At 73.2% G+C, this 23,958-nt stretch carries 24 protein-coding genes and 1 riboswitch; of the genes, 18 read left to right on the forward strand and 6 right to left on the reverse strand.

The features are described 5' to 3' along the window. The first annotated feature begins 3 nt into the window (after positions 1-3). A riboswitch (cyclic di-AMP (ydaO/yuaA leader) is annotated at positions 4-163 on the forward strand. A gap of 4 nt (positions 164-167) precedes the next feature. Beyond that, the gene (locus AB0D49_RS05900) at positions 168-1,226 is read left to right on the forward strand and encodes a M23 family metallopeptidase (protein WP_362751353.1); all 1,059 of its coding nucleotides are present in this window, start codon (positions 168-170) and stop codon (positions 1,224-1,226) included. 269 nt (positions 1,227-1,495) lie between these two features. Further along, a complete protein-coding gene (locus AB0D49_RS05905; RefSeq protein ID WP_362752090.1) occupies positions 1,496-2,281 on the forward strand; it encodes an SGNH/GDSL hydrolase family protein in 786 nt (261 codons plus the stop codon). 283 nt (positions 2,282-2,564) lie between these two features. On the opposite strand, the gene AB0D49_RS05910 is transcribed toward AB0D49_RS05905, so the two are convergent. Both AB0D49_RS05910 and AB0D49_RS05915 read right to left on the reverse strand, forming a co-directional pair. Continuing rightward, positions 2,565-3,170 (reverse strand): TetR family transcriptional regulator C-terminal domain-containing protein, encoded by a 606-nt coding sequence (locus tag AB0D49_RS05910; protein WP_362751356.1) that lies wholly within the window; start codon positions 3,168-3,170, stop codon positions 2,565-2,567. A 477-nt stretch (positions 3,171-3,647) separates the two neighbouring features. Further along, on the reverse strand, positions 3,648-4,826 hold the full coding sequence (locus tag AB0D49_RS05915; protein ID WP_362751359.1) for a Glu/Leu/Phe/Val dehydrogenase dimerization domain-containing protein: 1,179 nt from the start codon (positions 4,824-4,826) through the stop codon (positions 3,648-3,650). Between the two features lie 168 nt (positions 4,827-4,994). Between AB0D49_RS05915 and AB0D49_RS05920 the strand changes: the two genes are divergently transcribed. Then, positions 4,995-6,221, forward strand: coding sequence for an MBL fold metallo-hydrolase (locus tag AB0D49_RS05920; protein WP_362751362.1), 1,227 nt, complete (start codon positions 4,995-4,997; stop codon positions 6,219-6,221). Positions 6,222-6,389: 168 nt separating this feature from the next. On the opposite strand, the gene AB0D49_RS05925 is transcribed toward AB0D49_RS05920, so the two are convergent. Further along, complete coding sequence (locus tag AB0D49_RS05925) at positions 6,390-7,394, reverse strand: ATP-binding protein (protein ID WP_362751365.1); 1,005 nt, start codon at positions 7,392-7,394, stop codon at positions 6,390-6,392. 330 nt (positions 7,395-7,724) lie between these two features. Between AB0D49_RS05925 and AB0D49_RS05930 the strand changes: the two genes are divergently transcribed. The 8 genes from AB0D49_RS05930 (at position 7,725) to AB0D49_RS05965 (ending at position 14,755) form a co-directional block, all read left to right on the forward strand. Next, positions 7,725-8,600: a helix-turn-helix transcriptional regulator gene (locus tag AB0D49_RS05930; protein ID WP_362751368.1), complete on the forward strand. Its 876-nt coding sequence runs from the start codon at positions 7,725-7,727 to the stop codon at positions 8,598-8,600. Positions 8,601-8,777: 177 nt separating this feature from the next. Next, positions 8,778-8,990: a DUF397 domain-containing protein gene (locus AB0D49_RS05935; RefSeq protein WP_362751371.1), complete on the forward strand. Its 213-nt coding sequence runs from the start codon at positions 8,778-8,780 to the stop codon at positions 8,988-8,990. 202 nt (positions 8,991-9,192) lie between these two features. Then, positions 9,193-10,008 carry an SAM-dependent methyltransferase gene (locus tag AB0D49_RS05940; protein ID WP_362751374.1) on the forward strand — a complete coding sequence of 272 codons (816 nt, stop codon included), beginning with the start codon at positions 9,193-9,195 and terminating at the stop codon, positions 10,006-10,008. 382 nt (positions 10,009-10,390) lie between these two features. Continuing rightward, positions 10,391-12,466: an ATP-binding protein gene (locus AB0D49_RS05945; RefSeq protein ID WP_362751377.1), complete on the forward strand. Its 2,076-nt coding sequence runs from the start codon at positions 10,391-10,393 to the stop codon at positions 12,464-12,466. A 74-nt stretch (positions 12,467-12,540) separates the two neighbouring features. Further along, positions 12,541-12,975 carry a roadblock/LC7 domain-containing protein gene (locus AB0D49_RS05950; RefSeq protein WP_362751380.1) on the forward strand — a complete coding sequence of 145 codons (435 nt, stop codon included), beginning with the start codon at positions 12,541-12,543 and terminating at the stop codon, positions 12,973-12,975. 5 nt (positions 12,976-12,980) lie between these two features. Then, positions 12,981-13,352 carry a DUF742 domain-containing protein gene (locus AB0D49_RS05955; protein ID WP_362752093.1) on the forward strand — a complete coding sequence of 124 codons (372 nt, stop codon included), beginning with the start codon at positions 12,981-12,983 and terminating at the stop codon, positions 13,350-13,352. 115 nt (positions 13,353-13,467) lie between these two features. Continuing rightward, positions 13,468-14,100 (forward strand): ATP/GTP-binding protein, encoded by a 633-nt coding sequence (locus AB0D49_RS05960; RefSeq protein ID WP_362752096.1) that lies wholly within the window; start codon positions 13,468-13,470, stop codon positions 14,098-14,100. Positions 14,101-14,176: 76 nt separating this feature from the next. Next, positions 14,177-14,755, forward strand: coding sequence for a GAF domain-containing protein (locus AB0D49_RS05965; RefSeq protein ID WP_362751383.1), 579 nt, complete (start codon positions 14,177-14,179; stop codon positions 14,753-14,755). 225 nt (positions 14,756-14,980) lie between these two features. On the opposite strand, the gene AB0D49_RS05970 is transcribed toward AB0D49_RS05965, so the two are convergent. Then, positions 14,981-15,586, reverse strand: a complete 606-nt coding sequence (locus AB0D49_RS05970) for a GPP34 family phosphoprotein (RefSeq protein WP_362751386.1) — start codon at positions 15,584-15,586, stop codon at positions 14,981-14,983. Positions 15,587-15,719: 133 nt separating this feature from the next. Further along, entirely contained in the window at positions 15,720-16,022 is a 303-nt protein-coding gene (locus tag AB0D49_RS05975) for a muconolactone Delta-isomerase family protein (protein ID WP_362751389.1), read from the reverse strand. Between the two features lie 547 nt (positions 16,023-16,569). On the opposite strand from AB0D49_RS05975, the gene tdh reads away from it, so the two are divergent. The 7 genes from tdh to AB0D49_RS06010 all read left to right on the forward strand — a co-directional run bounded on the left by tdh (position 16,570) and on the right by AB0D49_RS06010 (position 22,880). Continuing rightward, a complete protein-coding gene (tdh, locus tag AB0D49_RS05980; protein WP_362751392.1) occupies positions 16,570-17,598 on the forward strand; it encodes an L-threonine 3-dehydrogenase in 1,029 nt (342 codons plus the stop codon). Between the two features lie 46 nt (positions 17,599-17,644). Beyond that, entirely contained in the window at positions 17,645-18,844 is a 1,200-nt protein-coding gene (locus tag AB0D49_RS05985; protein WP_362751395.1) for a glycine C-acetyltransferase, read from the forward strand. Between the two features lie 41 nt (positions 18,845-18,885). Continuing rightward, positions 18,886-19,788 carry a LysR family transcriptional regulator gene (locus tag AB0D49_RS05990; RefSeq protein ID WP_362751398.1) on the forward strand — a complete coding sequence of 301 codons (903 nt, stop codon included), beginning with the start codon at positions 18,886-18,888 and terminating at the stop codon, positions 19,786-19,788. 112 nt (positions 19,789-19,900) lie between these two features. Further along, positions 19,901-20,467 (forward strand): XRE family transcriptional regulator, encoded by a 567-nt coding sequence (locus AB0D49_RS05995; protein ID WP_362751401.1) that lies wholly within the window; start codon positions 19,901-19,903, stop codon positions 20,465-20,467. Continuing rightward, entirely contained in the window at positions 20,464-21,021 is a 558-nt protein-coding gene (locus tag AB0D49_RS06000) for a GNAT family N-acetyltransferase (protein WP_362751403.1), read from the forward strand. Before AB0D49_RS05995 ends, AB0D49_RS06000 begins: the two co-directional genes overlap by 4 nt. A gap of 30 nt (positions 21,022-21,051) precedes the next feature. After that, the gene (locus AB0D49_RS06005) at positions 21,052-21,411 is read left to right on the forward strand and encodes an MmcQ/YjbR family DNA-binding protein (protein WP_362751406.1); all 360 of its coding nucleotides are present in this window, start codon (positions 21,052-21,054) and stop codon (positions 21,409-21,411) included. 83 nt (positions 21,412-21,494) lie between these two features. Next, on the forward strand, positions 21,495-22,880 hold the full coding sequence (locus tag AB0D49_RS06010) for an MFS transporter (protein WP_362751409.1): 1,386 nt from the start codon (positions 21,495-21,497) through the stop codon (positions 22,878-22,880). Positions 22,881-23,013: 133 nt separating this feature from the next. Here AB0D49_RS06010 and AB0D49_RS06015 read toward each other — a convergent pair whose 3' ends face one another. After that, a complete protein-coding gene (locus AB0D49_RS06015) occupies positions 23,014-23,937 on the reverse strand; it encodes a transketolase (protein ID WP_362751412.1) in 924 nt (307 codons plus the stop codon). Positions 23,938-23,958 lie beyond the last annotated feature (21 nt).

The raw sequence follows: 23,958 nt of genomic DNA on the forward strand, positions 1-23,958 counted from the left end.
ACCCGCACCAACTCACCCGTGCCCGGCAGGAGCGGGGGACCCACAGGACTCACCGCCTGTTCCGGTCTCCGGAACGGCTAGGGGTCAAGCCGCGTTTCCGCACGTGGCCGGGCATCTCCAGCCCGCACCCGACAGCTCACCCCGCAGGCGCCGGAGAGGAATTCACCATGCCCGCGAAGGGTAAGCACCGCCGTCCCCGGAGCCTGAGCATCACGCGCTCCCTCGCCGTCGCCGGAACCGGTGGCGCCGCACTCGCCCTCCCGCTGATGGGTGCCGCAGGCGCGCACGCGGCGACCGGCCAGTCCATTCCGCAGAAGCCCGCGGAATCCGTCACCGCGACCCAGCACGCGGTCCCGCAGCTCACCGTGACGGGAATTGCCGACCAGAAGTCCGGCGCTCAGCAGACCGGCACCCGGACCTATTCCGTGAAGGTCGGCGACTATCTCGCGAAGATCGCCGACGAGCAGGAGATCAGCGGCGGCTGGCAGACACTCTACGCCGACAACCGCGCGGCCGTCGGCGGGAATCCGTCGCTGATCCACCCCGGTCTGAAGCTGACTCTCGGCGGCGCGGCCACCGGCGGCTCCGCCGAGGCGCCTGCCGCGTCCGGTTCATCCGAGACATCCGGTTCATCCAGCTCCTCGAAGTCTCCGAACTCTCCGAACTCTCCGAACTCTCCGAACTCTTCGGACTCTTCGGGCTCCTCGGGCTCCTCGGGCGGCGGCGGGGCCGGGTCCACCGGGAGCGGCTCCGGATCGTCCGCCGCCGCTGCCGCCGAGACCCAGGCGGCCCCGTCGTCCGCTTCCGCCTCGGCGTCCGGCTACAGCCTGCCGGTCGCGGGCGGTGGCGTGGGCACCCCGTACCACCAGTCCGGCAGCATGTGGTCCAGCGGCTACCACACCGGTGTCGACTTCTCCGTCCCGACCGGCACCTCGCTGAAGGCCGTCGGTTCCGGCACGGTCGTCTCGGCCGGCTGGGGCGGCGCCTACGGCAACCAGGTCGTCCTCCGGCTCGCCGACGGCTACTACGCCCAGTACGCCCACCTGTCCTCGCTCTCCGTCTCGCAGGGCCAGTCCGTGAGCGCCGGACAGCAGATCGGTCTCTCGGGCGCGACCGGCAATGTGACCGGCCCGCACCTGCACTTCGAGATCCGCACCGGGCCGGACTACGGCTCGGACGTCGACCCCGTCGCCTACCTGCGGGGCAAGGGCCTCTCCATCGGCTGAGGCATCCGCCGCGCGACCCGCTCCGAAGGCCGGACCCCCGATCCCCGGGTCCGGCCTTCGGTGTGTTCCCGGCCGCTTCCCGTCGCCGGTACCGGGCCGGTCCCGACATCTGACGATCCGTCGGGTATCGAGGTATTCCGCCTTTGACCAAGGTTTGGTCCGTGGCTTTTCTCACCGCCCGTCAACCCTTAATTACGGTCGCGTAGGTCACATTGGACGGGGAATCATGGCTTGTCGTGGCAGACGATTCGAAGAATGACAGCAGATCACTGATCGGGTCGTACGTGGCGGTGGGGGACAGCTTCACCGAGGGCGTCGGCGACCCCGGCCCCGACGGGGCGTTCGTCGGCTGGGCCGACCGGTTCGCGGTCCTGCTCGCGGACCGGCGCCCGGAGGGCGACTTCGACTACACCAATCTCGCCGTGCGGGGCAGACTGCTCGACCAGATCGTGGCGGACCAGGTGCCGAGAGCCGCGGCGCTCGCGCCCGACCTGATCTCGTTCTGCGCGGGCGGCAACGACATCCTGCGGCCCGGCAGCGACCCGGACGACGTGGCCGAGCGCTTCGAGCGGGCGGTCGCCGCACTGACCGAGGCAGCGGGCACCGTGCTGGTGACGACCGGCTTCGACACGCGCGGGGTGCCGCTCCTCAAGCATCTGCGCGGCAAGATCGCGACCTACAACGGACATGTGCGGGCGGTCGCCGACCGGTACGGCTGCCCGGTGCTCGACCTGTGGTCCCTGAAGTCCGTCCAGGACCGCCGGGCCTGGGACGACGACCGGCTGCACCTGTCGGCCGACGGGCACACCCGGGTGGCGCTACGGGCCGGTCAGGCGCTCGGCGTGGACATCCCGGCCGACCCGGAGCAGCCCTGGCCCCCGAGCCCGCCGCGCGGCACGCTCGACGTCCGCCGGGACGACGTCCACTGGGCCCGTGAGTACCTGGTGCCCTGGATCGGCCGCCGCCTGCGCGGCGAGTCCTCCGGCGACCATGTCACCGCGAAGGGCGCGCTGTCTCCGGCCGACATCAGAACGCGCATCCGATCCGTGGCGTGACCCTCGCGACGCGGGTTCGGCGTGGGGGCGCCAGGGGGGCAGCTCCGGCGTCCCTGATGTGCGTGACCCTGGAGGGGGCGCGTATGTCCGGCTTCCGTGGTGTGGGCGGCCCTGGGGAGGGGGCGGGCAGATCCGGCTTCCGTGGTGGGCGTGACCCTGGAGAGGGGGCAGGAAGATCGGGTTTCCACGACGTGGGTGACCCTGGAGCGGGTGCGTATGTCCGGCTCCGGCGTGCGCGCGGCTCTGAGGGGTGGGCGAGTCCTCGCCGCGGAGTGCGCGCCCCTCAGCCGGTGGGCAGGTCCAGCCCCAGTTCCCTGGCCAGGGCCTCGTCCACCCACTGCTGTGCGCGGGTACGGGAGACCGCGCCCGCGTACGACGTCACCTGTACCGCGAGACCGTCGAGCAGTGCCGTCAGCCGCAGCGCGGCGGCCGTGGGATCGGCGCAGCGGAACTCCCCGGCGGCCACCCCCTCCGCGATGACCCCGGCGAGGGCCGCCTTCCACTCCCGGTCGAGATCCCGGGTGACCTCCGCCAGCGCGGGTTCGCGCAGCGCCACCGCCCAGCCCTCGATCCACAGCCGCCAGCCCTTGGCGGGCCCGGTGGGTGCGTACCAGCGCACCGCGGACCGCAACCTACGCAGCGCGCTGGTCCGGCGCCCCAGCAGCCTGCGCAGATGGGCCAGGTCGTCCCGCGCGGCATGTGTGAAGGCGGCGGCGACCAGCTTCTCCTTGGTGGAGAAGTGGTACAGCACGAGAGCGTTGCTCACCCCGAGGGCCGAGGCCACGTCGGCGATCCGCACCGCCGCCACCCCGCGTTCCTCGATCTGTTCGACGGCGGCCCGCAGCATCTCCTCACGCCGCTCCGCCACGTTCAACCGCACTCTCGCCATGGCGGCACACCCTATCGCCCACGGTGATCGCCACGACGGCCGCGCGCCCGCCCTGGCCGGAAGCGCCCGGCCCGCGGTACGGGTGACGCGGACCGCTCACCGGAATCGGCCGATCCGCCCGCCGCGGCACCGGCTGTCCGGCTCGGGGATCACCGGTACCGGTTGTGCCGCCGGCTGCTGACCGGCACCCGTCGTACGGCTTGCCGGTCACGGGCACCGGCTGTCCCCCCGGCCGCTGACCAGCCCCTGTCGTACCGCTTGCCGCTCACCGTTACCGGCTGTGCCACCGCCGGCTCACCAGCCCCCCCGCCGTACGGCTTGCCGCTCACCGGTACTGGCCGCGCACCGATACTGACCGTCCCACCGTCCGCTCACCGATACCGGCCGTCCCACCGGCCGCCCCTCACAGGGACCGCCCTCACAGGGACCGCCCTCACAGGGACCGCCCTCACAGGGACCGCCCGTCCCGCCCCCCGCTCACCGATACCACCCATACCGCTCGGCGATCACCGGCAGCCGCTCCGCGACGATCGCGTGTGCGGCGGCCCGCGGGGTCGTGCCGTCCTGTTCCGCGCGGGTCAGCATCAGATCGACCAGCGCGCGCATGGAGCGCCGGGTGTGCCGGAACGCCTCGTCGGCGTCCGCGCCGATGTCACCGAACAGGGTCCACCACCACCAGGCGTTGGTGCCGGAGTTCACCACCACGTCGGGCAGCACGGTGATGCCCCGCGCGGCGAGCTGTTCCTCGGCCGCCGCCGTCACCGGCATGTTGGCCGCCTCCACGATCCAGCGGGCGGTGATCCGGTGCTGATTGGTGGTGTCGATCGCGTAGGACACGGCCGCGGGCACCAGGACGTCCACATCGGCCGAGAGCCAGGCGTCGCCCGGCAGCTCCCGGTCACCGGGGCGCAGCGCCGCGCGGTCCACCGTCCCGTACCCGTCCCGCGCGGCGAGCAGCGCCTCCACGTCCAGCCCGTCCGGGTGGGCGAAGGTGCCCTTCACATCGGCGACGGCGGTCACGGCCAGCCCCGCGCGGGCGAGGAACCGCGCGGTGGCGCCGCCCATGGTGCCGAGCCCCTGCACCGCCACCCGGGTGCCGCGCGGGGCGACCCCCGCGCGGTCCAGCGCCGCGAGGGCCGCCTCGGCGACCCCGCAGCCGCCCACCAGCTCGTCCAGGCCGATGCCGTCCACCTCCACGGCGAAGGCGTCCGCGAGCCGGGCCCGCGCGGTGGCCTCGTCGTCCAGCAGCGGATGGACCGCCTGCACCGACGACTCAAGCCCCGCCTCCACCGCCGCCCGGTCCACCACGTCCTGGCTCAGCCCCAGATCCTCCCCGGTGGTCCAGAAGCACTCGATGTACGGCCGCATGGCCCGCAGATAGCGCACCAGCAGCGCGTACGCGTCCGGGGAGCGCGGATCGCAGTCGATGCCGCCCTTGGCGCCGCCCAGCGGGACATAGCGCGCCCCGGGGTCGTAGTGCAGCGCCTCTTTCATGGTCATGCCACGGGCGAGACCGGTGACCTCGTCGAGGGTGCAGCCTTCGCGCATACGCAGCCCGCCGCTGGACACGCCCCGCACCAGCCGGTCCACGACCAGGTAACCCGACCGGCCGGTGACATGGTCGGTCCAGGTGAGCGACAGCAAGGGGGCTGACATGAGGGCTCCTTCGCGGCGGTGCACCGGCACGGCGGCCCACGGAGACGCCACCGTACCGTTCTTACTGAATGATGGTTCAGTATCGAAGCTGTGCGCGGGCAACGTCAATCGGCGTTGTCACAGGGGGCGACCATAATGGAGATCTCAGCGACTCCACCTGGAGGTAATGTGGCCGGCTTCCGTTCCCCGGACTCAGGGCTCCGCGCGCTGCGGCCCGAGGCGTTCGGCGCGGACCCGAGCGGCGAGCGTCTGGCGCGCATCCGCAGATCACCCCACTTCAAGGACGGGATATTCCAGAACCCGGGCGGCCCGACCCGCACCCGCCCCTCGTCCCTCCTCGCCTTCGCCCGCCAGTACGTCGACAAGGACGCCCGGCGCCGCCGCTCCCCGTCCGCCCCCGTCCCGGTGCACGCCACGACACTGGCCGACCTCGCCCGCCCCCCGGCGAGCGGGCTGCGGCTGACCTGGATGGGCCACTCCAGCGTGCTCGCCGAGATCGACGGCGCCCGGGTGCTCTTCGACCCGGTGTGGGGCGAGCGCTGCTCCCCGTTCCCGTTCGCCGGACCCCGGCGGCTGCACCCGGCCCCGCTCCCGCTGACCGCCCTCGGCCCGGTCGACGTGATCGTGATCTCCCACGACCACTACGACCACCTGGACCTGCCCACGATCAAGACGCTGGCCGGTACGGACACCGTGTTCGCGGTCCCGCTCGGCGTCGGCGCCCATCTCGAACGCTGGGGCGTCGCCCCGGACCGGCTGCGCGAGCTGGACTGGCACGAGTCGACCCGGATCGCCGGTCTCACCCTGACCGCCACCCCGGCCCGCCACTTCTGCGGACGCGGGCTGCGCAACACCCAGCACACCCTATGGGCGTCCTGGTCCGTCGCCGGTGAGCGGCACCGCATCTTCCACAGCGGTGACACCGGCTACTTCGAGGGCTTCCAGGACATCGGCGCCGCCCACGGCCCCTTCGACGCGACGATGATCCAGCTCGGCGCGTACAGCGAGTTCTGGCCCGACATCCATATGACCCCCGAGGAGGCGCTGCGCGCCCATCTCGACCTCCAGGGCGGAGCCCCCGGCGGTGTGCTGCTGCCCATCCACTGGGGCACCTTCAACCTCGCCGGACACCCCTGGGCCGAGCCCGCCGAATGGACCGCCGACCTGGCGCTGGCCGCCGGTCAGGGCGTCGCCTTCCCGCACCCGGGACAGCCCTTCGAACCGGCGGGCACGCTTCCCGCGGAGCGCTGGTGGCGCGCGGTGTCCCCGCGCATCGACCGCCCCTGGCGCGAGCACGCCCCGACAGCCGCGGACACACCGGACCCGGACGCCGGCACCGATTCCGGTACGGCGCCCGGGACGCGGGGCGGCCTCGACCTCGCCGGGGACCGCTGAGGCGGCTCGGCGCGCGGTCGCGCCCGGGGTCCGGCTCAGCTCCGGCCGGTCCGGACCCCGGGGCGGGTGGGGCGGACCGGGGTGCCGGGGCTCACCCGGGGCTCCGGACGGGGCCGGGTCGGGGTCCAGGACGGATCGGCCCGGCGGACGGCGGGGGGACGCTGGGGCTCAGTGCCCGGGGGTCGGAGCATGCTGTACATCCTTCGGCCTGGTGGGGGATGGGCCGGTGGTGGTCTCGATGGAGTCCGGCACCGCCGCGTGGGCCGCGCCGCGCCGGGCGTGCCCGGTGCCGTCGCCGTGCCCGGGGCGCCCGGTCCCGCCGGACGGCGAGGCGCTCGGCACGCCCGGGAGGGCGGGCGCTGCCGCCGGGGCGGCCCGCCGCGCGGTCGCCGGTTCCGGTGGTGCCGTCTGGGCCGGCGTCCCGGTCCGTAGGGTCGTCGGCAGCTCCGCCCACACGACCAGCCGGGTGCCGTCGGCCGCGGTGTCGATGCCCCACTCGGCGCTCACGGCGGCGACCAGCAGCAGACCACGTCCGCTCTGGTCGTCGGGGGCCGAGTCGCGGGGCGTGGGACGGGCGGAGCACCGCTTCTGGTCCTCCACCTCGATCCGCAGCAGCGTCGCCGACCGGGACAGCCGGTGGACGACGTACTCGCTGGCCGAGTGGGTCACCGCGTTGGTGACGAGTTCCGAGGTGACGACGACGGCGTCGTCCTGGACGTCCTCGGCTATGTGCCAGGCGTCGAGCAGGGCCCGGACACGGCGACGGGCCGCGCCGACGGACGCCGGGACGGCCGGGAGGGTGAACGCGTCCGATAAGCGCGCCGGGTGCTCACCGGGTTCCTCCGGTGCCTCGTCCCGGCCGCGCCCCTGGCACGGGTCGTGACCCCCGGGCGTGTCGTGCCCACCGTGCTGCCCGTGTCCCTGCTCCCCGTGTCCGTGCTCCCCGGTGGAGCGCGGTGCGGGTGCGAGGCGATCCCCGGAGGCGAGGCGGTCGGGGCACGGGTCCCCAGGGAGTTGACCGGCGAACTCGCCTCCGGGTGGTTCTGGAGCGCGCGTGTGCTCGCGCGCGCTGTGGTGCGCGTCGTCGTGCGGGCGCCTGCTCGAAGGCACCGCTCTGAGCAGGCCGGACTGGGGCAGTTGTGCCGGCGGGTGGGGGAGGTAGGGCGAAGCCATCGCCGCACGCCTTTCGTCTGCCATGTGCCCGGGGCCGTAGCGGAGTCGCACCGTGGGGCCCGGCCACGCGCGGGTGCGGTGGTCAGCCGCATCCGACGACAGTGGGTCACCGTTCCGTCCGGCTCAACTGAGCTGTGATCCTTGCCGATTGAGCGCGCCGGGACAGTGGGTCCAATGTGTCATCCGGCAACGACCTTTCGCAACCTGCAAGTTGAAAATTGCAAATGGACACGTGCATGCTGATCGCGGCAGTACGTGATCGGCCACCCGGGTGGAAGTGATCGCGTGAGACGGTTGGCCCTGGAACCCGGAGGCATCAAGGGGGTAGGCGTGACCGCGGAGACCGACTGGGGCGGTGCTCCCTCCGTCCTGCGCATGATCCTGGGGCGGCAGCTGGAGGAACTGCGGGTCCGGGCCGGTCTGACCTTCGAGCAGGCCGGGGTGGCGATCGGCGTGAGCCACTCCACCATCCGCCGGATGGAGGCCGCCAAGGTCGCCCGGCTGCGGCTCCCCGACGCCGAGAAACTGCTCCAGGTCTACGGGGTGACGGACCCGCAGGAGATCGACACCTTCCTCAAGTCGGTGCGCGAGGCCAACAAACGCGGCTGGTGGCACACCTACCGCGATGTGATGCCGGACTGGTTCGCCGCGTATCTCAGCCTGGAACAGGCCGCGCTCCAGATCCGCGCCTACGAGAACCAGTTCGTCCACGGACTGCTCCAGACCAGGGACTACGCCCGTGCCCTGCTCGGCGCCGGGAACCCGCACGCCGCCCCGGAGGCCACCGAGCGCCGGGTGGCGCTGCGGATGCGCCGCCAGGAGCTGCTGACCCGGCCCGTGCCGCCCCGGCTGTGGGTGGTGATGGACGAGACCGTGCTGCGCTGGCCGGTGGGCGGAGCGGAGGTGATGCGCGCGCAGATCGACCATCTCATCGAGATGAACCGGCTGCCCCACGTCACCTTGCAGATCATGCGGTTCGCCAACGGACCGCACCCGGCCATGCGGGCGGGCGCCTACCACATCTTCCGGTTCCGGGCTCCCGAACTGCCCGACATCGTCTACCTCAACGGCCTGGTGGGCGCCGTCTACCTGGACAAGAGGGACGACGTCGTGGTGTACCGCGAGGCCCTGGACCGGTTGGGCGCCCAGGCGGCGCCCGTAGGCCGGACCGAGGCCCATCTCGGTGCGATCCGCAAGGAGTTCTGAGCAGCGAGGAGTTCTGACGTGCCCCACCACGGCCCTCACAGCGGCCCCCACCAGGGGCCACACCATGGCCCTCACCAGGGACCGCACCCCGGCCCCCACCAGGGACCGCACCAAAGCCCCCACCAGGGACCCCCCTACGCATCCCACGCGCACCCCGCCCCGCAGGTACGCAACGGTATGCCCGCACGGGAGCTGGACGCGGGCGGCTGGGCCAAGCCCTGGAGCGACGACGCGGGCGGCGCCTGCGTGGAGGTGATGAAGCTGGCCGACGGACGCGTGGCGGTCCGCCAGTCGACCGACCCCGACGGCCCGGCGCTGGTGTTCACGCCGAGGGAGATGTCCCGGTTCCTGTCGGGTGTGAAGGCGGGTGACGCCGACTTTCTGCTGTGAACCGGCGGGTTCCGGAGGCGAACCGCTCGCCCGCCTGCTGTGATCGCCTTCTGATCACTTCCTGACACCTCCTATCGCTTTCCACCACCCCTCACCGCCGTCGATCGCCCGCTGGTCCCCCTGACCCTCGACCCCAGGACCGCGCTCACTCACTCACTCACCTCACGCACCTCCACTCACCGATCCGAAGGGAGACACGGCATTGCCTGACAACGGATGGCCGGCCGACCGTATCGACACCGAGCACGCGCACTCCGCGCGGATCTACGACTACATCCTGGGCGGCAAGGACTACTACCCCGCCGACGAGGAGGCGGGTGACGCCATGTCCCGGGAGTGGCCCGCGCTCCCGATCCATATGCGGGCCAACCGCGACTGGATGAACCGGGCCGTGCGCTGGCTCGCCGAGGACGCCGGGATGCGCCAGTTCCTGGACATCGGCACCGGCATCCCCACCTCCCCCAACCTGCATGAGATCGCCCAGTCGGTGGCCCCGGAGTCGCGGGTCGTCTACGTCGACAACGACCCGATCGTCCTCACCCTCTCCCAGGGCCTGCTGGCCAGCACGCCCGAGGGCCGGACGGCGTACATCGAGGCCGACTTCCGCGACCCCGGGTCCATCCTGGACGCCCCCGAACTGCGCGAGACCCTCGACCTGGACCGGCCGGTCGCGCTCACCGTCATCGCGATCGTCCACTTCGTGCTGGACGCGGACGACGCGGTGGGCATCGTGCGCCGGCTGCTGGAGCCGCTGCCGTCCGGGAGCTATCTGGCGATGTCCATCGGAACCGCCGAGTTCGCCCCCGAGGACGTGGCCCGTGTCGCCCGGGAGTACGCGGCCCGCGACATGCCGATGCGGCTGCGCACGATAGAGGAGGCCCACGAGTTCTTCGACGGCCTCGAACTGGTCGAGCCCGGCATCGTCCAGGTCCACAAGTGGCACCCCGACGGCACCGGCGAGGAGAACATCCGCGACGAGGACATCGCGATGTACGGGGCGGTCGCCCGCAAGCCCTGACCCCGTCGATGGTCACACAAGGTGATGTTCTGGGCTGGGTGGACGGAGACCGGAAACGGTCGCCGGACACCCCGGACCGATCGGGCGCGCGAGGGCGGCGGGGGTGGTGGGGCTGACGGCCCACCACCCCCGCCGCTCTTTCATGACCGCAACCGACCAGCATTGATCGCTGGCTGACGCCCGTCTTCCGGAACCCCCGCCGCCCGCTCGCTCTGTCGTACGACGCCTCATACCAGAGCGGGACGCTCGGCGTAGGAGTTTGTCAACTGCCCACCGCACATGATGCGTCGGCGACTACTGTGAGTGTCCGTCGGGCGAAGAGAGACCGCGCACACCGGTGTCCAGCCCAGGCCCCGACCGACGGACCAGTACGAGGAAACCGATGTCACACCTCCGCGCACCGGCCGCACGCGCAGACCGCCGCGAAGGCGGCCGGCACGGACGGCCGGTCGCCCGCACCGCCCCCTCGCTGCCCGAGACCCACATACGGCCGCACCTCATGCGGCTGGCGGTGCTGCCCCCCGTCGCGGTCGCCCTCGGCGCCGCCGCCGCCGTCCTGTTCACCGTCCGCTCCACCCACGTCCCGCCCAGCCCCGCCCTGTTCGCCGTGCTGGCCGGAGCCGTCTCGGTGACCCTCGCGGCCGTCGTCATCGCCGCCGTCGCCGCCCGCCGCGCCGCCCGGTCCGTCCAGGAACGGGTCGACGCGCTGCGCCGCGGCAGCACCCGCCGCGAGGCCGAACTCCGCGCCCTGGTGGACACCTTGCGCCGCGGCGAGGCGCCGCCCCGCCGCAAGTCCCGCGGCGCTCCGCCCGCCGACGCCGACGACTTCGAACTGCTCGCCGCCGATCTCGCCCGCGCCCACGACGGCGCCGTCGCCTCCGTCGTCCAGGCCGCCCAGCTCTCCAGCCAGACCGGCAGCGAACAGAAACTGGAGGTCTTCGTCAATCTCGCCCGGCGCCTCCAGTCCCTGGTGCACCGCGAGATCGCCATCCTCGACGACCTGGAGAACGAACTGGAGGACCCCGAACTCCTCAAGGGCCTCTTCCAGGTCGACCACCTCGCCACCCGCATCCGCCGCCACGCCGAGAACCTCGCCGTGCTCGGCGGCGCCGTCTCCCGCCGCCAGTGGAGCAACCCGGTCCCCATGACCGAGGTCCTGCGCTCCGCCGTCGCCGAGGTCGAGCAGTACTCCCGGGTCAAGCTCGTCCCCCCGGCCGAGGGCACCCTGCGCGGCCACGCCGTCGCCGACGTGATCCATCTGCTCGCCGAACTCGTCGAGAACGCCACCGTGTTCTCCGCTCCGCACACCCAGGTCCTGCTGCGCGCCGGGCTCGTCACCTCCGGACTCGCCGTCGAGGTCGAGGACCGCGGCCTGGGCATGCCCGTCGAGGAACAGACCCGGATGAACGCCCTGCTGGCCGACCCGGACCAGGTCCATGTGGCCAGCCTGCTCGCCGACGGCCGCATCGGCCTGTACGTGGTCTCCCAACTGGCCCGCCGACACGGCATCACGGTCCGCCTCCAGAGCAACATCTACGGCGGTGTCCAGGCCGTCCTGGTCGTCCCCCAGGCCCTCCTGGGCGCCCCGCCCAACGACCCCGACCGCTCCGACACCCCGATGGCCGGGTACGACACCGGGGGAGCGCCGCAGTCCGCGTACGGCGCCCCAGGGAGCGGCTCCGACGGGACGTACGACACCGACGGTGCCGGTGCGACGTACGCGACGGGCGGCGTCGCCGGGACGTACGGCGGCGGGCCGCCCGTGGGCGGGACATACGGCACGGCGGGCGTACCGGTCCCGTATGACACCGGTAGCGCTCTTCTCGGGTATGAGTCCGGGAGTGCTCTCCCCGGGCATGAGTCCGGTAGCGCCCTACTCGGGCATGAGAAGGGCGGTGCCCTGCTCCCGCATGACACCGGGAGTGCCCCGCTCGGGCATGACACCGGGAGCCCCCTCCCCCCGCAGGCCGCCGGAGGTGCCCCCGTCGTCGACCCGCGCGGTGCTGCCGAGCCGCTCCCTGTGCGCGACCTCCATGAGCAGCGGCCCACCCCGGCCGCGGCCACCCCCGGCATCCGCGCCGAGGACCGCTCCTTCCTGGTGGAGCACGCGACCACCCCCCTCACCCCGCGCTCCGGACCCGTACGCGGCACCATGGGCCGCCCCCAACTGCCCCGGCGCCGCGCCCAGCACCACCTGGCACCGCAGTTGCGCGAACGCCCCGCCCTCCGTGATGACGCCGACGGCACCGAGGGCCACGACCCCGGACTGATGGCCGCCTACCAGCGCGGAGTCAGCCTCGCCGAGGCCCAGCACGGCGGACACCAACCCGACCCGCCGTCCCGCCCGCCGTACCCCGGGCCGACGCCCCTGGCCCCGGTGCCCCGCCAGGCCCCCCTGCCGTCCCGCACCGCCGTGCACCCCGCCTTCCGGCACGACGGGAGCGCTCCCGCCGGATGAACCGCCTCCACCCCACCCCGACCCTCAGCCCCACCGCTCCCGCAGACCTTCGTACCCCAAGGAGTCCATCCACCATGGCGAGCGATGCGCAGACCGCACATGTATCCGATCTCGACTGGCTGATGAGCGGCCTCGTGCAGCGCGTACCGCACACCAGCAGCGCCGTCCTCCTCTCCAGCGACGGACTCGTCAAATCCGTGCACGGCCTCGACCCCGACAGCGCCGACCACATGGCCGCCCTTGCCTCCGGGCTGTACTCGCTGGGCCGCAGCGCGGGCGTCCGCTTCGGCGACGGCGGTGACGTCCGCCAGGTCGTGGTCGAACTCGACTCGATGCTGCTGTTCGTCACCAAGGCGGGCTCCGGCACCTGTCTCGCCGTGCTGGCGGGCCGCGAGGCCGACGCCGCGGTGCTCGGCTACGAGATGGCCATGCTGGTCAAGAGCGTCCGCCCCTATCTGGTCACCGCGCCCCGGCAGCACGCCGTCGAACCCACGGCGATGAGGTCTTGAGCGTGGTGGCGGCGACCGGTGACGGGCCCTGGCTCGACGACGCGGCGGGACGGCTGGTGCGGCCGTTCACCGTCAGCAACGGCCGCACCCGTCCCACCGTCGCACTCGATCTGATGTCACAGGTGATGGCCACCGGGGCGACCCCCCTCGGCTATCTCGGTCCGGAGCACGCGCAGGCCCTCGCCCTGTGCCGGGCACCCGTCCCGGTCGCGGAGGTGGCAGCCCACCTCAAGCTGCCGGCAGTGGTCACCAAGGTGCTGCTGTCCGACCTTGTCGACTGCGGGGCGCTCACCACCAAGCCCCCCGCGTTCCACCACAACCCCACAGACCGGGCTCTTCTGGAGGCAGTGCTCGATGGACTACGACGACAGCTCTGACCACGACGGCCGGCGGTACGGCAACCCGCCCGACGGCCAGCGGCAGCACGCCGACGCGTACTACACCCACTCCCGCAACACCGACCCGCCCTACCTGGGCACCCGGTACGACCCCGTGCGCCAGGACCCGCCCCGCCCCGGCGAGCGGGACCCGCGCGGCGGGGACGGCGACCCGTTCCCCACCGCCCTCAAGATCCTCGTCGCGGGCGGCTTCGGCGTCGGCAAGACCACCTTCGTCGGCGCGGTCAGCGAGATCGCCCCGCTCAGCACCGAGGAACTGCTCACCACGGTGAGCGCCGCCACGGACAGCCTCGACGGCATCGAGAACAAGGTCGAGACCACCGTCGCCATGGACTTCGGCCGGATCACCCTCGACCCGCAACATGTGCTGTACCTGTTCGGCACCCCCGGACAGGAACGGTTCTGGTTCATGTGGGACGAACTGTCCGAGGGGGCCCTGGGCGCGGTCGTCCTCGCCGACACCCGGCGCCTGGTCGAGTGCTTCGCCGCCGTGGACTTCTTCGAGGAGCGCGGCCTCGGCTTCATCGTCGCCGTCAACGAGTTCGACGGCGGCCACCGCTACGACCCGGAGGAGGTGCGCGCCGCCTTAGACCTGGACCCGAGGATTCCGGTGGTGCGCTGCGACGCCCGGATCTCGGCGTCCGGGGTGGAGACCCTGCTCACCCTCGTACGCCATCTGATCGCACACGCACCGGCCCACGCGCCGAGTCACGGTGTGGCCAGGTGACCGCCGCCCCGCCGTCCGCCCCAGCCCACCCACCGGAGCCGCACATGTCGTTCGTCCACCGCGAGGGAGCCGTGCGATGAGCTACGACCCGCCACGCCCGGCCGGTCGACTGCTGCTCACGCCCGAGGACAAGGAGGCCCCAGCCCGCGCCCGCCGACTGCGCGGGCTGGGCCTCGGCGCTCGCCCCGAGCCCGCCCTCGACGCCTTCGCGACCGGCCTCGCCGACCATGTGGGGGTGCCCTACGCGATGGTCAACCTCCCCGGTGAGCGGGGGCAGTTCTTCGCCGGGCTGCATGTGGTGGACCCGGTGCCGGTGGTCCGGGAGGACGGGACACGGCCCGAGATGGGCCGCTTCCAGCCGCGCGACCACGGCTACTGCCCCCATGTGGTGGCCCGCCGCCGGGCCCTGGCCCTGGACGACGTCCGTGACTTCCCGCGGTTCGCGGGCAACCCGGTCGTGGACGAGTTCGGGGTCCGCGCCTATCTGGGCGCGCCGCTGATCGACACCGCGGGCATGGTCCTGGGCACGGTCTCCGTCTCCGACATCACGCCCCGCCCCTGGGGAAGACCGGGCCTGGAGACCATCAAGGCCGCCGCCGCGGAACTCACCGCACGGCTGGAGCGCGGGGAGACGGGCGGGCTTCCGGCGCTGTGAGGGACGGGGCGGCGCGTTCGGGAGAGTTGGCCGACGGCCGGGTGGCGGTGGACGGTGAGTTCCCCGTCGGCACCCAGCCCTGGGGGCCCGGCGTGTCGCGGGCCGTAGCGCGTGGGCCCGGCGTGTCGAGGGGCGCCGTCGCGCGGGCCGCGCGTGTCGCGGAGGGCACCGCGGCGCACACTCCGGGCGTGCCGCGTGCCCCGCCCTCAACAGCGGCTCACCCGCTCACCAGCCCCGCCACACATTGTCGAACGCCGCGTTCTCGATGGCACGGCGCTGGCGTACGGCCTCCAGCTCCATGACCGCGTTCCCGACCGAGGCGAGGACGGACGTCACGGTGTCTCCGGTGACCTCGTCCGTGTCCTCGGCGGACTCCTCACGGACCCCGGCCGCAGCGGCGAGCGCGGTGAACACCGGCTCACCGGAGTCCAGCCGCTCCCGGGCCCGGCCGCGCTCCGGAGAGTCCACCAGCTCGGCGGGCACGGACCGCAGCGGAACCCGCCGCCCGCGCGGGCGCGCCGCAAGCCCCGCCCGCTCCAGGTCGGCCGTGTAGGCGGCGGCCAGTTCCCGGCCCCGCCGCCACAGCCAGTCCTCGACCGACTCGTACGGCTCCTCCCGGACGACCCCTCCGGCGGCCTCGTCCAGCAGCCGGTCACCGGTCAGGGCCGCCGTGCCGGGGACGATCCGATCGCCGTCCAGGGAGAGGGCTCCGGCGTCGGCCAGGTCGAGCAGTTCGGCACCGGCCAGCGCGAGCGACAGGTCGCCCTGCTCCAGCGGGCGGTCGGGCGACGCGTCCAGCGCGACGATCGCGAGGTCCCGGGCGGTGTTCATGAGCGGCTCCTGGTCGGTCGAGCACGTCACCGGCCGTGGCGGCCGGTGATCTCCTCATGATTCTCGCCGCCGCACGGGGTCCGTGGGGACCATCGCGCACATGGCGTCGCTCTCATCGCCCCCGGGGCCCGCGTCATCCCCCGCCGGTGCGGCCCGGGTCGCTGGGGTGGGGATCGAGCGGGGTGACGTCGACCGTCATCCAGGGGCGCAGCGGCAGGGTGTCCAGCACCTTGGCGTGCAGTTCCGCCTCGTTCTCGGCGCACCAGACGCCGACGCTGCGGCGGCGCTCCCCCTCCGGGCGCCACAGCCGCCACAGGTGTCCGGCGGCGGCCAGCTCCGTCGCACGCTCCGCCTCGGCGGCGCGCCGCGCGGCGACCTCCTCGGGCGGGGTGCCCTCGGGCACGCTCGTGGTGATCTGCACCAGAAACTCACGCATGTCGGCTCTCCCGTTCCGGTGCGGACGGTCCCGGCACCGGAGGCCGAGCCTCGCAGCCCGCGCGGGGGCGCGCACGCGGGAGTGGGCTGGGTGCCGTATCGGCGTGGCGGACGTCGGTGGGGGTGCCGTATCGGAGTGGCGGATGTCGACACGGGGTGCTGTACCGGCGTGGCGGATGCCGACAGGGGGGCCGTACCGGTGTGGCGGATGTCGATACGGGGTGCCGCACCGGCGTGGCGGATGCCGACAGGGTGCCGCACCGGCGTGTCCTGCCGTACCGGCGTCGCGTATGCCGGCCGTGGGCGGCGGGTCTGCGGCCGATCGGCCCAATCCCGGGTCCGGGCCACCGGGCCCTCCGCGCGGCGCCCGGTGCCCTGGATTCCGTACGGCCGCCGGGGTCTGTAGGAAAGCTGGGGCACCGGTTAAGAAATCCTCGATGGACCGAGGGGGCCTGGTGGGGCAGATTTCTTCGCGAACCCGTTCCTCCCCCGGTCCGGGGCGCTTGCGCATGTCCGGGCCCGGGACCCGAAACCCCTGGAGCCGTTGCGTGAAGGCGCTGGTCAAGGAGAAGGCCGAGCCCGGTCTGTGGCTCGCGGACGTGCCCGAACCGGCCGTCGGACCCGGCGATGTCCTCATCAAGGTGCTGCGCACCGGCATCTGCGGCACCGATCTGCACATCCGGTCCTGGGACGGCTGGGCCCGGCAGACGATCCGTACCCCGCTGGTCGTCGGACACGAGTTCGTCGGCGAGGTCGTCGCCACCGGCCGGGACGTCACCGACATCGCGGTCGGCGACCGGGTGAGCGGCGAGGGGCATCTGGTGTGCGGCAAGTGCCGCAACTGCCAGGCCGGACGCCGCCATCTGTGCCGAGCCACCGTCGGACTCGGCGTCGGCCGCGACGGGGCCTTCGCCGAGTATGTGGCCCTGCCCGCCGCAAACGTCTGGGTGCACCGGGTCCCCGTCGACCTCGATGTGGCCGCCATCTTCGACCCGTTCGGCAACGCCGTGCACACCGCGCTGACGTTCCCGCTGGTCGGCGAGGACGTACTGATCACCGGCGCCGGACCGATCGGGCTGATGGCCGCCGCCGTGGCCCGGCACGCGGGCGCCCGGCACGTGATGATCACTGATGTCAGCGAGGAACGGCTCGAACTCGCCCGGAAGATCGGGGTGAGCCTCGCGCTCGACGTCTCCCGGGAACCCATCGCCGAGGGCCAGCGGGCGCTCGGGCTGCGCGAGGGCTTCGACATCGGCCTGGAGATGTCCGGCCGCCCCGAGGCGCTGCGCGACATGCTCGCCAACCTCACCCACGGCGGCCGGATCGCCATGCTGGGCCTGCCCAGCGAGGAGTTCCCGGTCGACTGGGCCAGGATCGTCACCTCCATGATCACCATCAAGGGCATCTACGGCCGCGAGATGTTCGAGACGTGGTACGCCATGTCCGTCCTGCTCGAAGGCGGCCTCGACCTCACCCCCGTGATCACCGGCCGCTACGGCTACCGCGACCACGAGGCCGCCTTCGCGGACGCGGCGAGCGGCCGGGGCGGCAAGGTCATCCTGGACTGGACCGCATAGCGCCACCGCCCCCCTTCCGCCCCCAGCCCAGCCCTAGGAGCCCTCGATGTTCGACTCCGTACGCGACGAACTGCGCACCACCCTCGACGAGATCAGCGCCGCCGGACTGCACAAGCCCGAGCGGGTCCTCGGCAGCCCCCAGTCCGCGACCGTCACGGTCACCTCCGGCGGCCTCCCCGGCGAGGTCCTCAACTTCTGCGCCAACAACTACCTCGGTCTCGCCGACCACCCCGACGTCGTCGCCGCCGCCCACCGGGCGCTGGACCGCTGGGGCTACGGCATGGCCTCCGTCCGCTTCATCTGCGGCACCCAGGAGGTCCACAAGGAACTGGAGGCCCGGCTCTCCGCTTTCCTCGGTCAGGAGGACACGGTCCTGTACTCCTCCTGCTTCGACGCCAACGGTGGGGTCTTCGAGACCCTGCTCGGCGCCGAGGACGCGGTGATCTCCGACGCCCTCAACCACGCCTCCATCATCGACGGCATCCGGCTCTCCAAGGCCCGCCGCTTCCGCTACGCCAACCGGGACATGGCGGACCTGGAGGCGCAGCTCAAGGAGGCGGCTACGGGCGGCGCACGCCGCACGCTGATCGTCACCGACGGCGTGTTCTCCATGGACGGCTATGTCGCCCCGCTCGCCGACATCTGCGACCTGGCCGACCGCTACGGCGCCATGGTCATGGTCGACGACTCGCACGCCGTCGGCTTCGTCGGCCCCGGTGGACGCGGCACGCCCGAGCTCCACGGCGTCATGGACCGGGTCGACATCATCACCGGCACCCTGGGCAAGGCCCTGGGCGGCGCCTCCGGCGGCTATGTCGCCGCCCGCGCGGAGATCGTCGCCCTGCTGCGCCAGCGCTCCCGCCCCTACCTGTTCTCCAACACCCTCGCCCCGGTCATCGCCGCGGCCTCCCTCACCGTCCTCGACCTGCTGGAGTCGGCCGGGGACCTGAGGGAGCGGCTCGCCGCGAACACCGCGCTGTTCCGGAGCCGGATGACCGAGGCGGGCTTCGACGTGCTGCCCGGCGACCACGCCATCGCGCCCGTCATGATCGGCGACGCCGCGAAGGCGGGCCGGATGGCCGAACTCCTCCTGGAGCGCGGCGTGTACGTCATCGGCTTCTCCTACCCCGTCGTCCCCCAGGGCCAGGCACGTATCCGCGTCCAGCTCTCCGCCGCGCACAGCACCGAGGACGTGGAGCGGGCGGTGGCGGCGTTCGAGGGGGCGCGGGCGGAACTGGAGGGCTGACCAGCGACGACCCCACCCGCCGCCCGGGGATAATGGGGCACATGATCGAGGCACGGCGGCTCCACATCCTGCGTGCGGTGGCCGACCACCGCACGGTCACCGCAGCCGCCGCGGCGCTCTACCTCACCCCCTCGGCGGTCTCCCAGCAGCTCTCCGCCCTGGAGCAGGAGACCGGCCACCGCCTGGTGGAGCGCGGCGCCAAGGGCGTACGGCTGACCCCGGCCGGGGAGATCCTCCTCGGCCACACCAACGCCGTCCTCGCCCAGCTGGAGCGGGCCGAGGCGGAACTCGCCGCCTACAGCTCGGGCGCGGCGGGCACCGTGACGGTCGCCTCCTTCGCCACCGGCATCGCGCTGGTCGTCGCCCCGGCCGTGGCCCGGCTCGCCGCCACCGCGCCCGGCATCCGCATCCGCGTCCAGGACGCCGAGGGGGACGCCAGTCTGCCGATGGTCCTCGACCGGCAGATCGATGTGGCGGTGGCCGTCGAGTACCGGGGCGCGCCGCCCGCCGACGACCCCCGGCTGACCCCGGTCCCGCTGTACGCGGAGCCGTTCGACGCGGTGGTGCCGGACGCGCACCGGCTCGCGGGCGCGGACCGGGTGCCGCTGGCGGAGCTGGCCAAGGACCCGTGGATCGGCCCCTACCCAGGCAACCCCTGCCATGACGTGGTCGTCCTCGCCTGCGAGAACGCGGGCTTCCAGCCTCGCCTCGAACACTCCTCGGACGACTTCCGCGCGGTCGTCGCCCTCGCCTCGGCCGCCGTGGGCGTCGCCCTGGTGCCGCGCTCCGCCCTGCGCGGCATGGACCTGACCGGCGTGGTGGTCCGCCCGGTCGACGGCGTGGCACCGACCCGGCGTGTCTTCGCCGCCGTACGCCGGGGCGCGGAGGAGCACCCGCTGATCCGCCCGGTACTGGCGGCGCTGGGGGAGATGGCGCCGGTATGAGCGACATACGGACCGCCTTCACCCATATCTGAGACGCCGGTGGGGCAGTCGTCCACATGTGAGACAAGAGTCTCATCTCATATATGGGACAAGGTCGAGTATCCTCTCGAACATGAGAGACGATCCCGTGGATGTCCGGCTGGCCGCCCGCCTCGCCGAGCTGCGTGCCGAGCAGGGCTGGTCCCTGGACGAGCTGGCGGAGCGCACCGGGGTGAGCCGGTCCACGCTCTCGCGGGCCGAACGCGGCGAGATCAGCCCCACCGCCGCCACCCTCAACCGGCTGTGCCATGTCTACGGCCGGACCATGTCCCGTCTCCTGGGCGAGGTCGAGGGCGAACCCGCCGCCCTGCTTCGCGCCGCCGACCAGCCCCGCTGGGAGGACCGCGCCTCCGGCTTCGTACGGCGCTCCGTGTCCCCGCCGCATCCGGGACTGCGCGGCGAACTGGTCGAGGCGCGGCTCACCGCGGGCGCCGACATCGCCTACGACCGCCCGCCCGTACCCGGCCTCGAACAGCACATCTGGGTCCTGGAGGGCGCCTTGGAGGTCACCGAGGGCGACACGGCCGGGCAGCGGCTGGAGCGCGGGGACTGTCTGCGGCTGCGGGTGTGGGGGGCCACCCGGTTCCACTGCCCCGGGCCCGGGGACGTGCGGTACCTGCTGGCGGTGGTGCTGCCATGAAGATCCTGCGTATGGACCCCGTCCGACTGGCCGCCCTGGCGGAGGGCTTGGCGGACCTGCTCGTGGACACCGTCGACGACGGCGCCTCCGTCGGCTTCCTGGCGCCCCTCGACCACGCCGAGGCGCTCGCCTGGTGGCGGACGCGGGCGGACGGCCTGCGCGAGGGACGGCTGGCCATGTGGGCCGCCGTACAGGACGGTCGGCCCGTCGGGACGGTCGCCCTCGCCTTCGCCGACAAGCCCAACAGCGGGCACCGCGCGGAACTGGTCAAGCTGATGGTGCACCGTGACGCCCGCGGCCGGGGACTCGGGCGGCGGCTGCTCGCCGCTGCCGAGGAGACCGCCGCGGAGTCCGGCATCACCCTCCTCCACCTCGACACCGAGACGGACAGCGGGGCGGAACGGCTGTACACGGCGGCGGGCTGGACCCGGATCGGCACGATCCCGGACTACGCCGCCGACCCCGGCGGAGTGCTGCGGCCGACCTCGCTCTACTTCAAGCGGGTGGGGACCGCGTCCGACGGAGCGCCCCGGGAGAAGGCGCCCACCAGGTGATTGTCAGTGGCGGCGGATAGCGTGCCTGGCATGCCGGATGCCGAAGACGTACGCCGAATCGCCCTGTCCCTGCCGGACACCACGGAGAAGATCGCGTGGAGCATGCCCACGTTCCGGGTGGCGGGGAAGATGTTCGCCACGCTGCCCGAGGACGAGACCTCGATCGCCGTGCGCTGCCCCAAGGAGGAGCGCGCCGAACTGGTCCTCGCCGAGCCGGAGAAGTTCTGGATCGCCGGGCACGAGGCGCAGTTCGCGTGGGTACGGGCCCGGCTCTCCGCACTGGAGGACGAGACGGAGCTGCGGGACATCCTCGCCGACTCCTGGCGCCAGGCCGCGCCGCCCCGACTGCTCAAGGCCCACCCCAGGTTGGGGACGTCGACCGGCGGATGACAGGGCCGGGTGCGTTGTCAGTGGCGCGTGGCATGATCCGAAGGACAGGGGTGGCGGCGTAGGGGCGGGGAGGGGGCGGGGGGATGTCCGGGAAACCGGCGCGACCGGCGGGGGAGGGCCCGCCGGACGCGGCAGCGGCGAAGCGTGGGGCGTGGGACGGCCTCACGGCTGCGCCGCGGGTCTGGTCACGGGACTTCGGGCTGTTCTTCGTCGCCCGCGCGGTCGCCCGCCTCGGGGACACCATGCTCCCGGTGGCCCTCGCCGCCGGACTCCTCCAGCACGGGTACGGCGTGGGCGCGGTGGGCCTCGCGATGGCGTCGACGGCGGCCTCCTTCGCCGGACTCGTCGTCTTCGGCGGGGTGATCGCCGACCGGTTCGGCACCCGGGGGCTGATGATCGGCGCCGACCTGGTGCGGCTGGTCACCCAGGCCCTGACGGCGGTGCTGTTCTTCTCCGGGCGGGTCGTGCTCTGGGAGATCTGCGTCATCGGCGTGGTGAACGGCGTGGCGAGCGCGGTCTTCCAGCCCGGCGTGGCCAGCACGGTCCCGCGCCTGGCGAGTGACGTCCAGGGCGCCAACGGCGCCATACGCATCGCCGAGTCCGGGGCCCAGTTGGCGGGACCGGCCGCCGCGGGCGTACTGGTCGGGCTCACGGACCCCGGCGGCGTGTTCATCGCCCACGCGGCCACGTACGCGATCAGCGCCCTGTGTCTGCTGCTGCTCAGGCTGCCGCCGCTGACCCATGCCACCGGCCGCGCGGTGCCCGGGGCGGCGCGCGCATCGACGTTCACGGCCGACCTGGTGGAGGGCTGGCGCGAGTTCCGTTCGCGCACCTGGCTATGGGGAGTGATCCTCGTCTGGTGCTTGTACATGATCGCCGTCGTGGGCCCCACCACCCCCCTGGTGGCCACCGAGGTGGTCGGTGAGCACGGCGCCGGGGCGTACGGCCTGGTCAACTCCGCGCTCGGCGCCGGGACGGTGGTGGGCGGACTGCTCGCCCTGCGGATCAGACCCCGGCGCATGTTGCGCGCGGGCGCGATCAGCCTGCTCGGCTTCGCCGGGTTCCCGGCGACGGTCGGGCTCGGCATGGACGTCCCCGCCATGGCGGCGGGCGCGGCGGTGGCCGGGGCCGGGGCCGCGTTCTGGGGCGTGATGTGGGCGACCAGCGTCCAGACCCAGGTCAAGCCGGACGTCCTGAACCGTATCCACGCCTATGACGTGGCGGGCTCCCTCGCCATGATGCCGGTCGGCCAGGCTCTCGCGGGCCCGGCCGCCGCGGGCCTCGGCGCCGGAGGCGTCCTCATGGTGGCGGCCGTGACCAGCGTGCTCGTGGTCGTCGCCCTGCTGGCGATCCCGGCCGTGCGCGACCTGGAACGGGTGGACGCGGCGCCGGTGGGCACGGGCGGCAGACGGAGACCCACGGACGCGCCCGCTGAAGCGGAGGGCGAGCGGGACTGCCGGACGAAGTGAGCGGGGGCGTGGGCGGCGTGTGGACGCGCCGCCAGGCCGTGCCGCACGGCGCGACAGGGCGACTGGGCGCGGACCCCGCGCGGCGCGTACCGGGCGCTGCGACTGGGCGGCTCCCGCATGATCCCCGTCCGCATCAGACGCCGGACGGCACCCGCGCCCCCGCCAGAAAGCGGCTGATCCGTTCCCGCAGCGACCCGGCGTCCAGCCCGTGCGCCACGACATGCTCCTCCACCGTGCCGTAGCGCCGCAGCTCACGACGGCCGACACCCAGCCCCAGCACCCGGTGCGGCACATCGGACAGGGCGTCGTTCGCGAAGCCGGTGGAGGTGCCCGCGAGATACGGCTCGACCAGGACGACATCCGTCCCGGCCCGCTCGGTGGCGGCCCGCAGGGCGGCGGAGTCGAAGGGCCGAACGGTCGTGCCGTACAGGACCGTGACATCGAGACCCTCGGTCGCCGCGAGCGTGGCGTCCAGGGTGGGCCCGACGGCGAGGACCACTCCGGAGCGGCCCTCGCGGACGGTGTGGAAGCGGGCGCCGTCGACCGGAAGCGGCGCGGCGTTCGACTGGACCGACAGCCGGACGTACACCTTGTCGTCGCCCGCGGCGACCGCGTGCCGCAGCAGGGTCTCGGCCTCGTCCGGATGGCCCGGCACATGGACGGTCCAGCCGTCCAGGGTGTCCAGGACGGCGACATCGCCCGGTGCCATGTGGGTGTAGCCGCCCGCGGGCCAGTCGAAGGACGCGGCGGCGCTCACCAGCACCGCGCCGACCCCCTGATGGCCGAGGTCCAGCTTGACCTGCTCGAAGGGCCGCTCCACCAGGAAACTGGCGAACGTGTGGATCACCGGCCGCATACCGGTGAGCGCCAGCCCCGCTCCGGCGCCGATGAGGAGCTGTTCCCGGATGCCGACGTTGATCAGCCGGTCGGGATGCCGACGCCATGCGGCGTCGTCGAACGCGGCGACGCCGATCTCGGCGAGGACCACCGCGACCCGCGGATTCTCGTCGAGCAGCCGGGTCATGGTGGGGGCGAACCGGTCACGCATGGTGTCCATGGGAGGAGGGACCTTTCGAAG

Origin of the sequence: Streptomyces sp. NPDC048290 (assembly GCF_040652095.1) — a bacterium.
Lineage (GTDB): Bacteria > Actinomycetota > Actinomycetes > Streptomycetales > Streptomycetaceae > Streptomyces.

Coding starts and splice junctions, on each gene's coding strand:
- AB0D49_RS05915 (WP_362751359.1), bottom strand. CDS start 4,826: ATGTCAGCCCCCTTGCTGTCGCTCACCTGGACCGACCATGTCACCGGC.
- AB0D49_RS05945 (WP_362751377.1), top strand. CDS start 10,391: ATGTCACACCTCCGCGCACCGGCCGCACGCGCAGACCGCCGCGAAGGC.
- AB0D49_RS06005 (WP_362751406.1), top strand. CDS start 21,052: ATGCCGGATGCCGAAGACGTACGCCGAATCGCCCTGTCCCTGCCGGAC.
- AB0D49_RS06015 (WP_362751412.1), bottom strand. CDS start 23,937: ATGGACACCATGCGTGACCGGTTCGCCCCCACCATGACCCGGCTGCTC.
- AB0D49_RS05900 (WP_362751353.1), top strand. CDS start 168: ATGCCCGCGAAGGGTAAGCACCGCCGTCCCCGGAGCCTGAGCATCACG.
- AB0D49_RS05995 (WP_362751401.1), top strand. CDS start 19,901: ATGAGAGACGATCCCGTGGATGTCCGGCTGGCCGCCCGCCTCGCCGAG.
- AB0D49_RS05965 (WP_362751383.1), top strand. CDS start 14,177: ATGAGCTACGACCCGCCACGCCCGGCCGGTCGACTGCTGCTCACGCCC.
- AB0D49_RS05975 (WP_362751389.1), bottom strand. CDS start 16,022: ATGCGTGAGTTTCTGGTGCAGATCACCACGAGCGTGCCCGAGGGCACC.
- AB0D49_RS05935 (WP_362751371.1), top strand. CDS start 8,778: ATGCCCGCACGGGAGCTGGACGCGGGCGGCTGGGCCAAGCCCTGGAGC.
- AB0D49_RS05910 (WP_362751356.1), bottom strand. CDS start 3,170: ATGGCGAGAGTGCGGTTGAACGTGGCGGAGCGGCGTGAGGAGATGCTG.
- AB0D49_RS06000 (WP_362751403.1), top strand. CDS start 20,464: ATGAAGATCCTGCGTATGGACCCCGTCCGACTGGCCGCCCTGGCGGAG.
- AB0D49_RS05970 (WP_362751386.1), bottom strand. CDS start 15,586: ATGAACACCGCCCGGGACCTCGCGATCGTCGCGCTGGACGCGTCGCCC.
- AB0D49_RS05925 (WP_362751365.1), bottom strand. CDS start 7,394: ATGGCTTCGCCCTACCTCCCCCACCCGCCGGCACAACTGCCCCAGTCC.
- AB0D49_RS06010 (WP_362751409.1), top strand. CDS start 21,495: ATGTCCGGGAAACCGGCGCGACCGGCGGGGGAGGGCCCGCCGGACGCG.
- AB0D49_RS05990 (WP_362751398.1), top strand. CDS start 18,886: ATGATCGAGGCACGGCGGCTCCACATCCTGCGTGCGGTGGCCGACCAC.
- AB0D49_RS05950 (WP_362751380.1), top strand. CDS start 12,541: ATGGCGAGCGATGCGCAGACCGCACATGTATCCGATCTCGACTGGCTG.
- AB0D49_RS05985 (WP_362751395.1), top strand. CDS start 17,645: ATGTTCGACTCCGTACGCGACGAACTGCGCACCACCCTCGACGAGATC.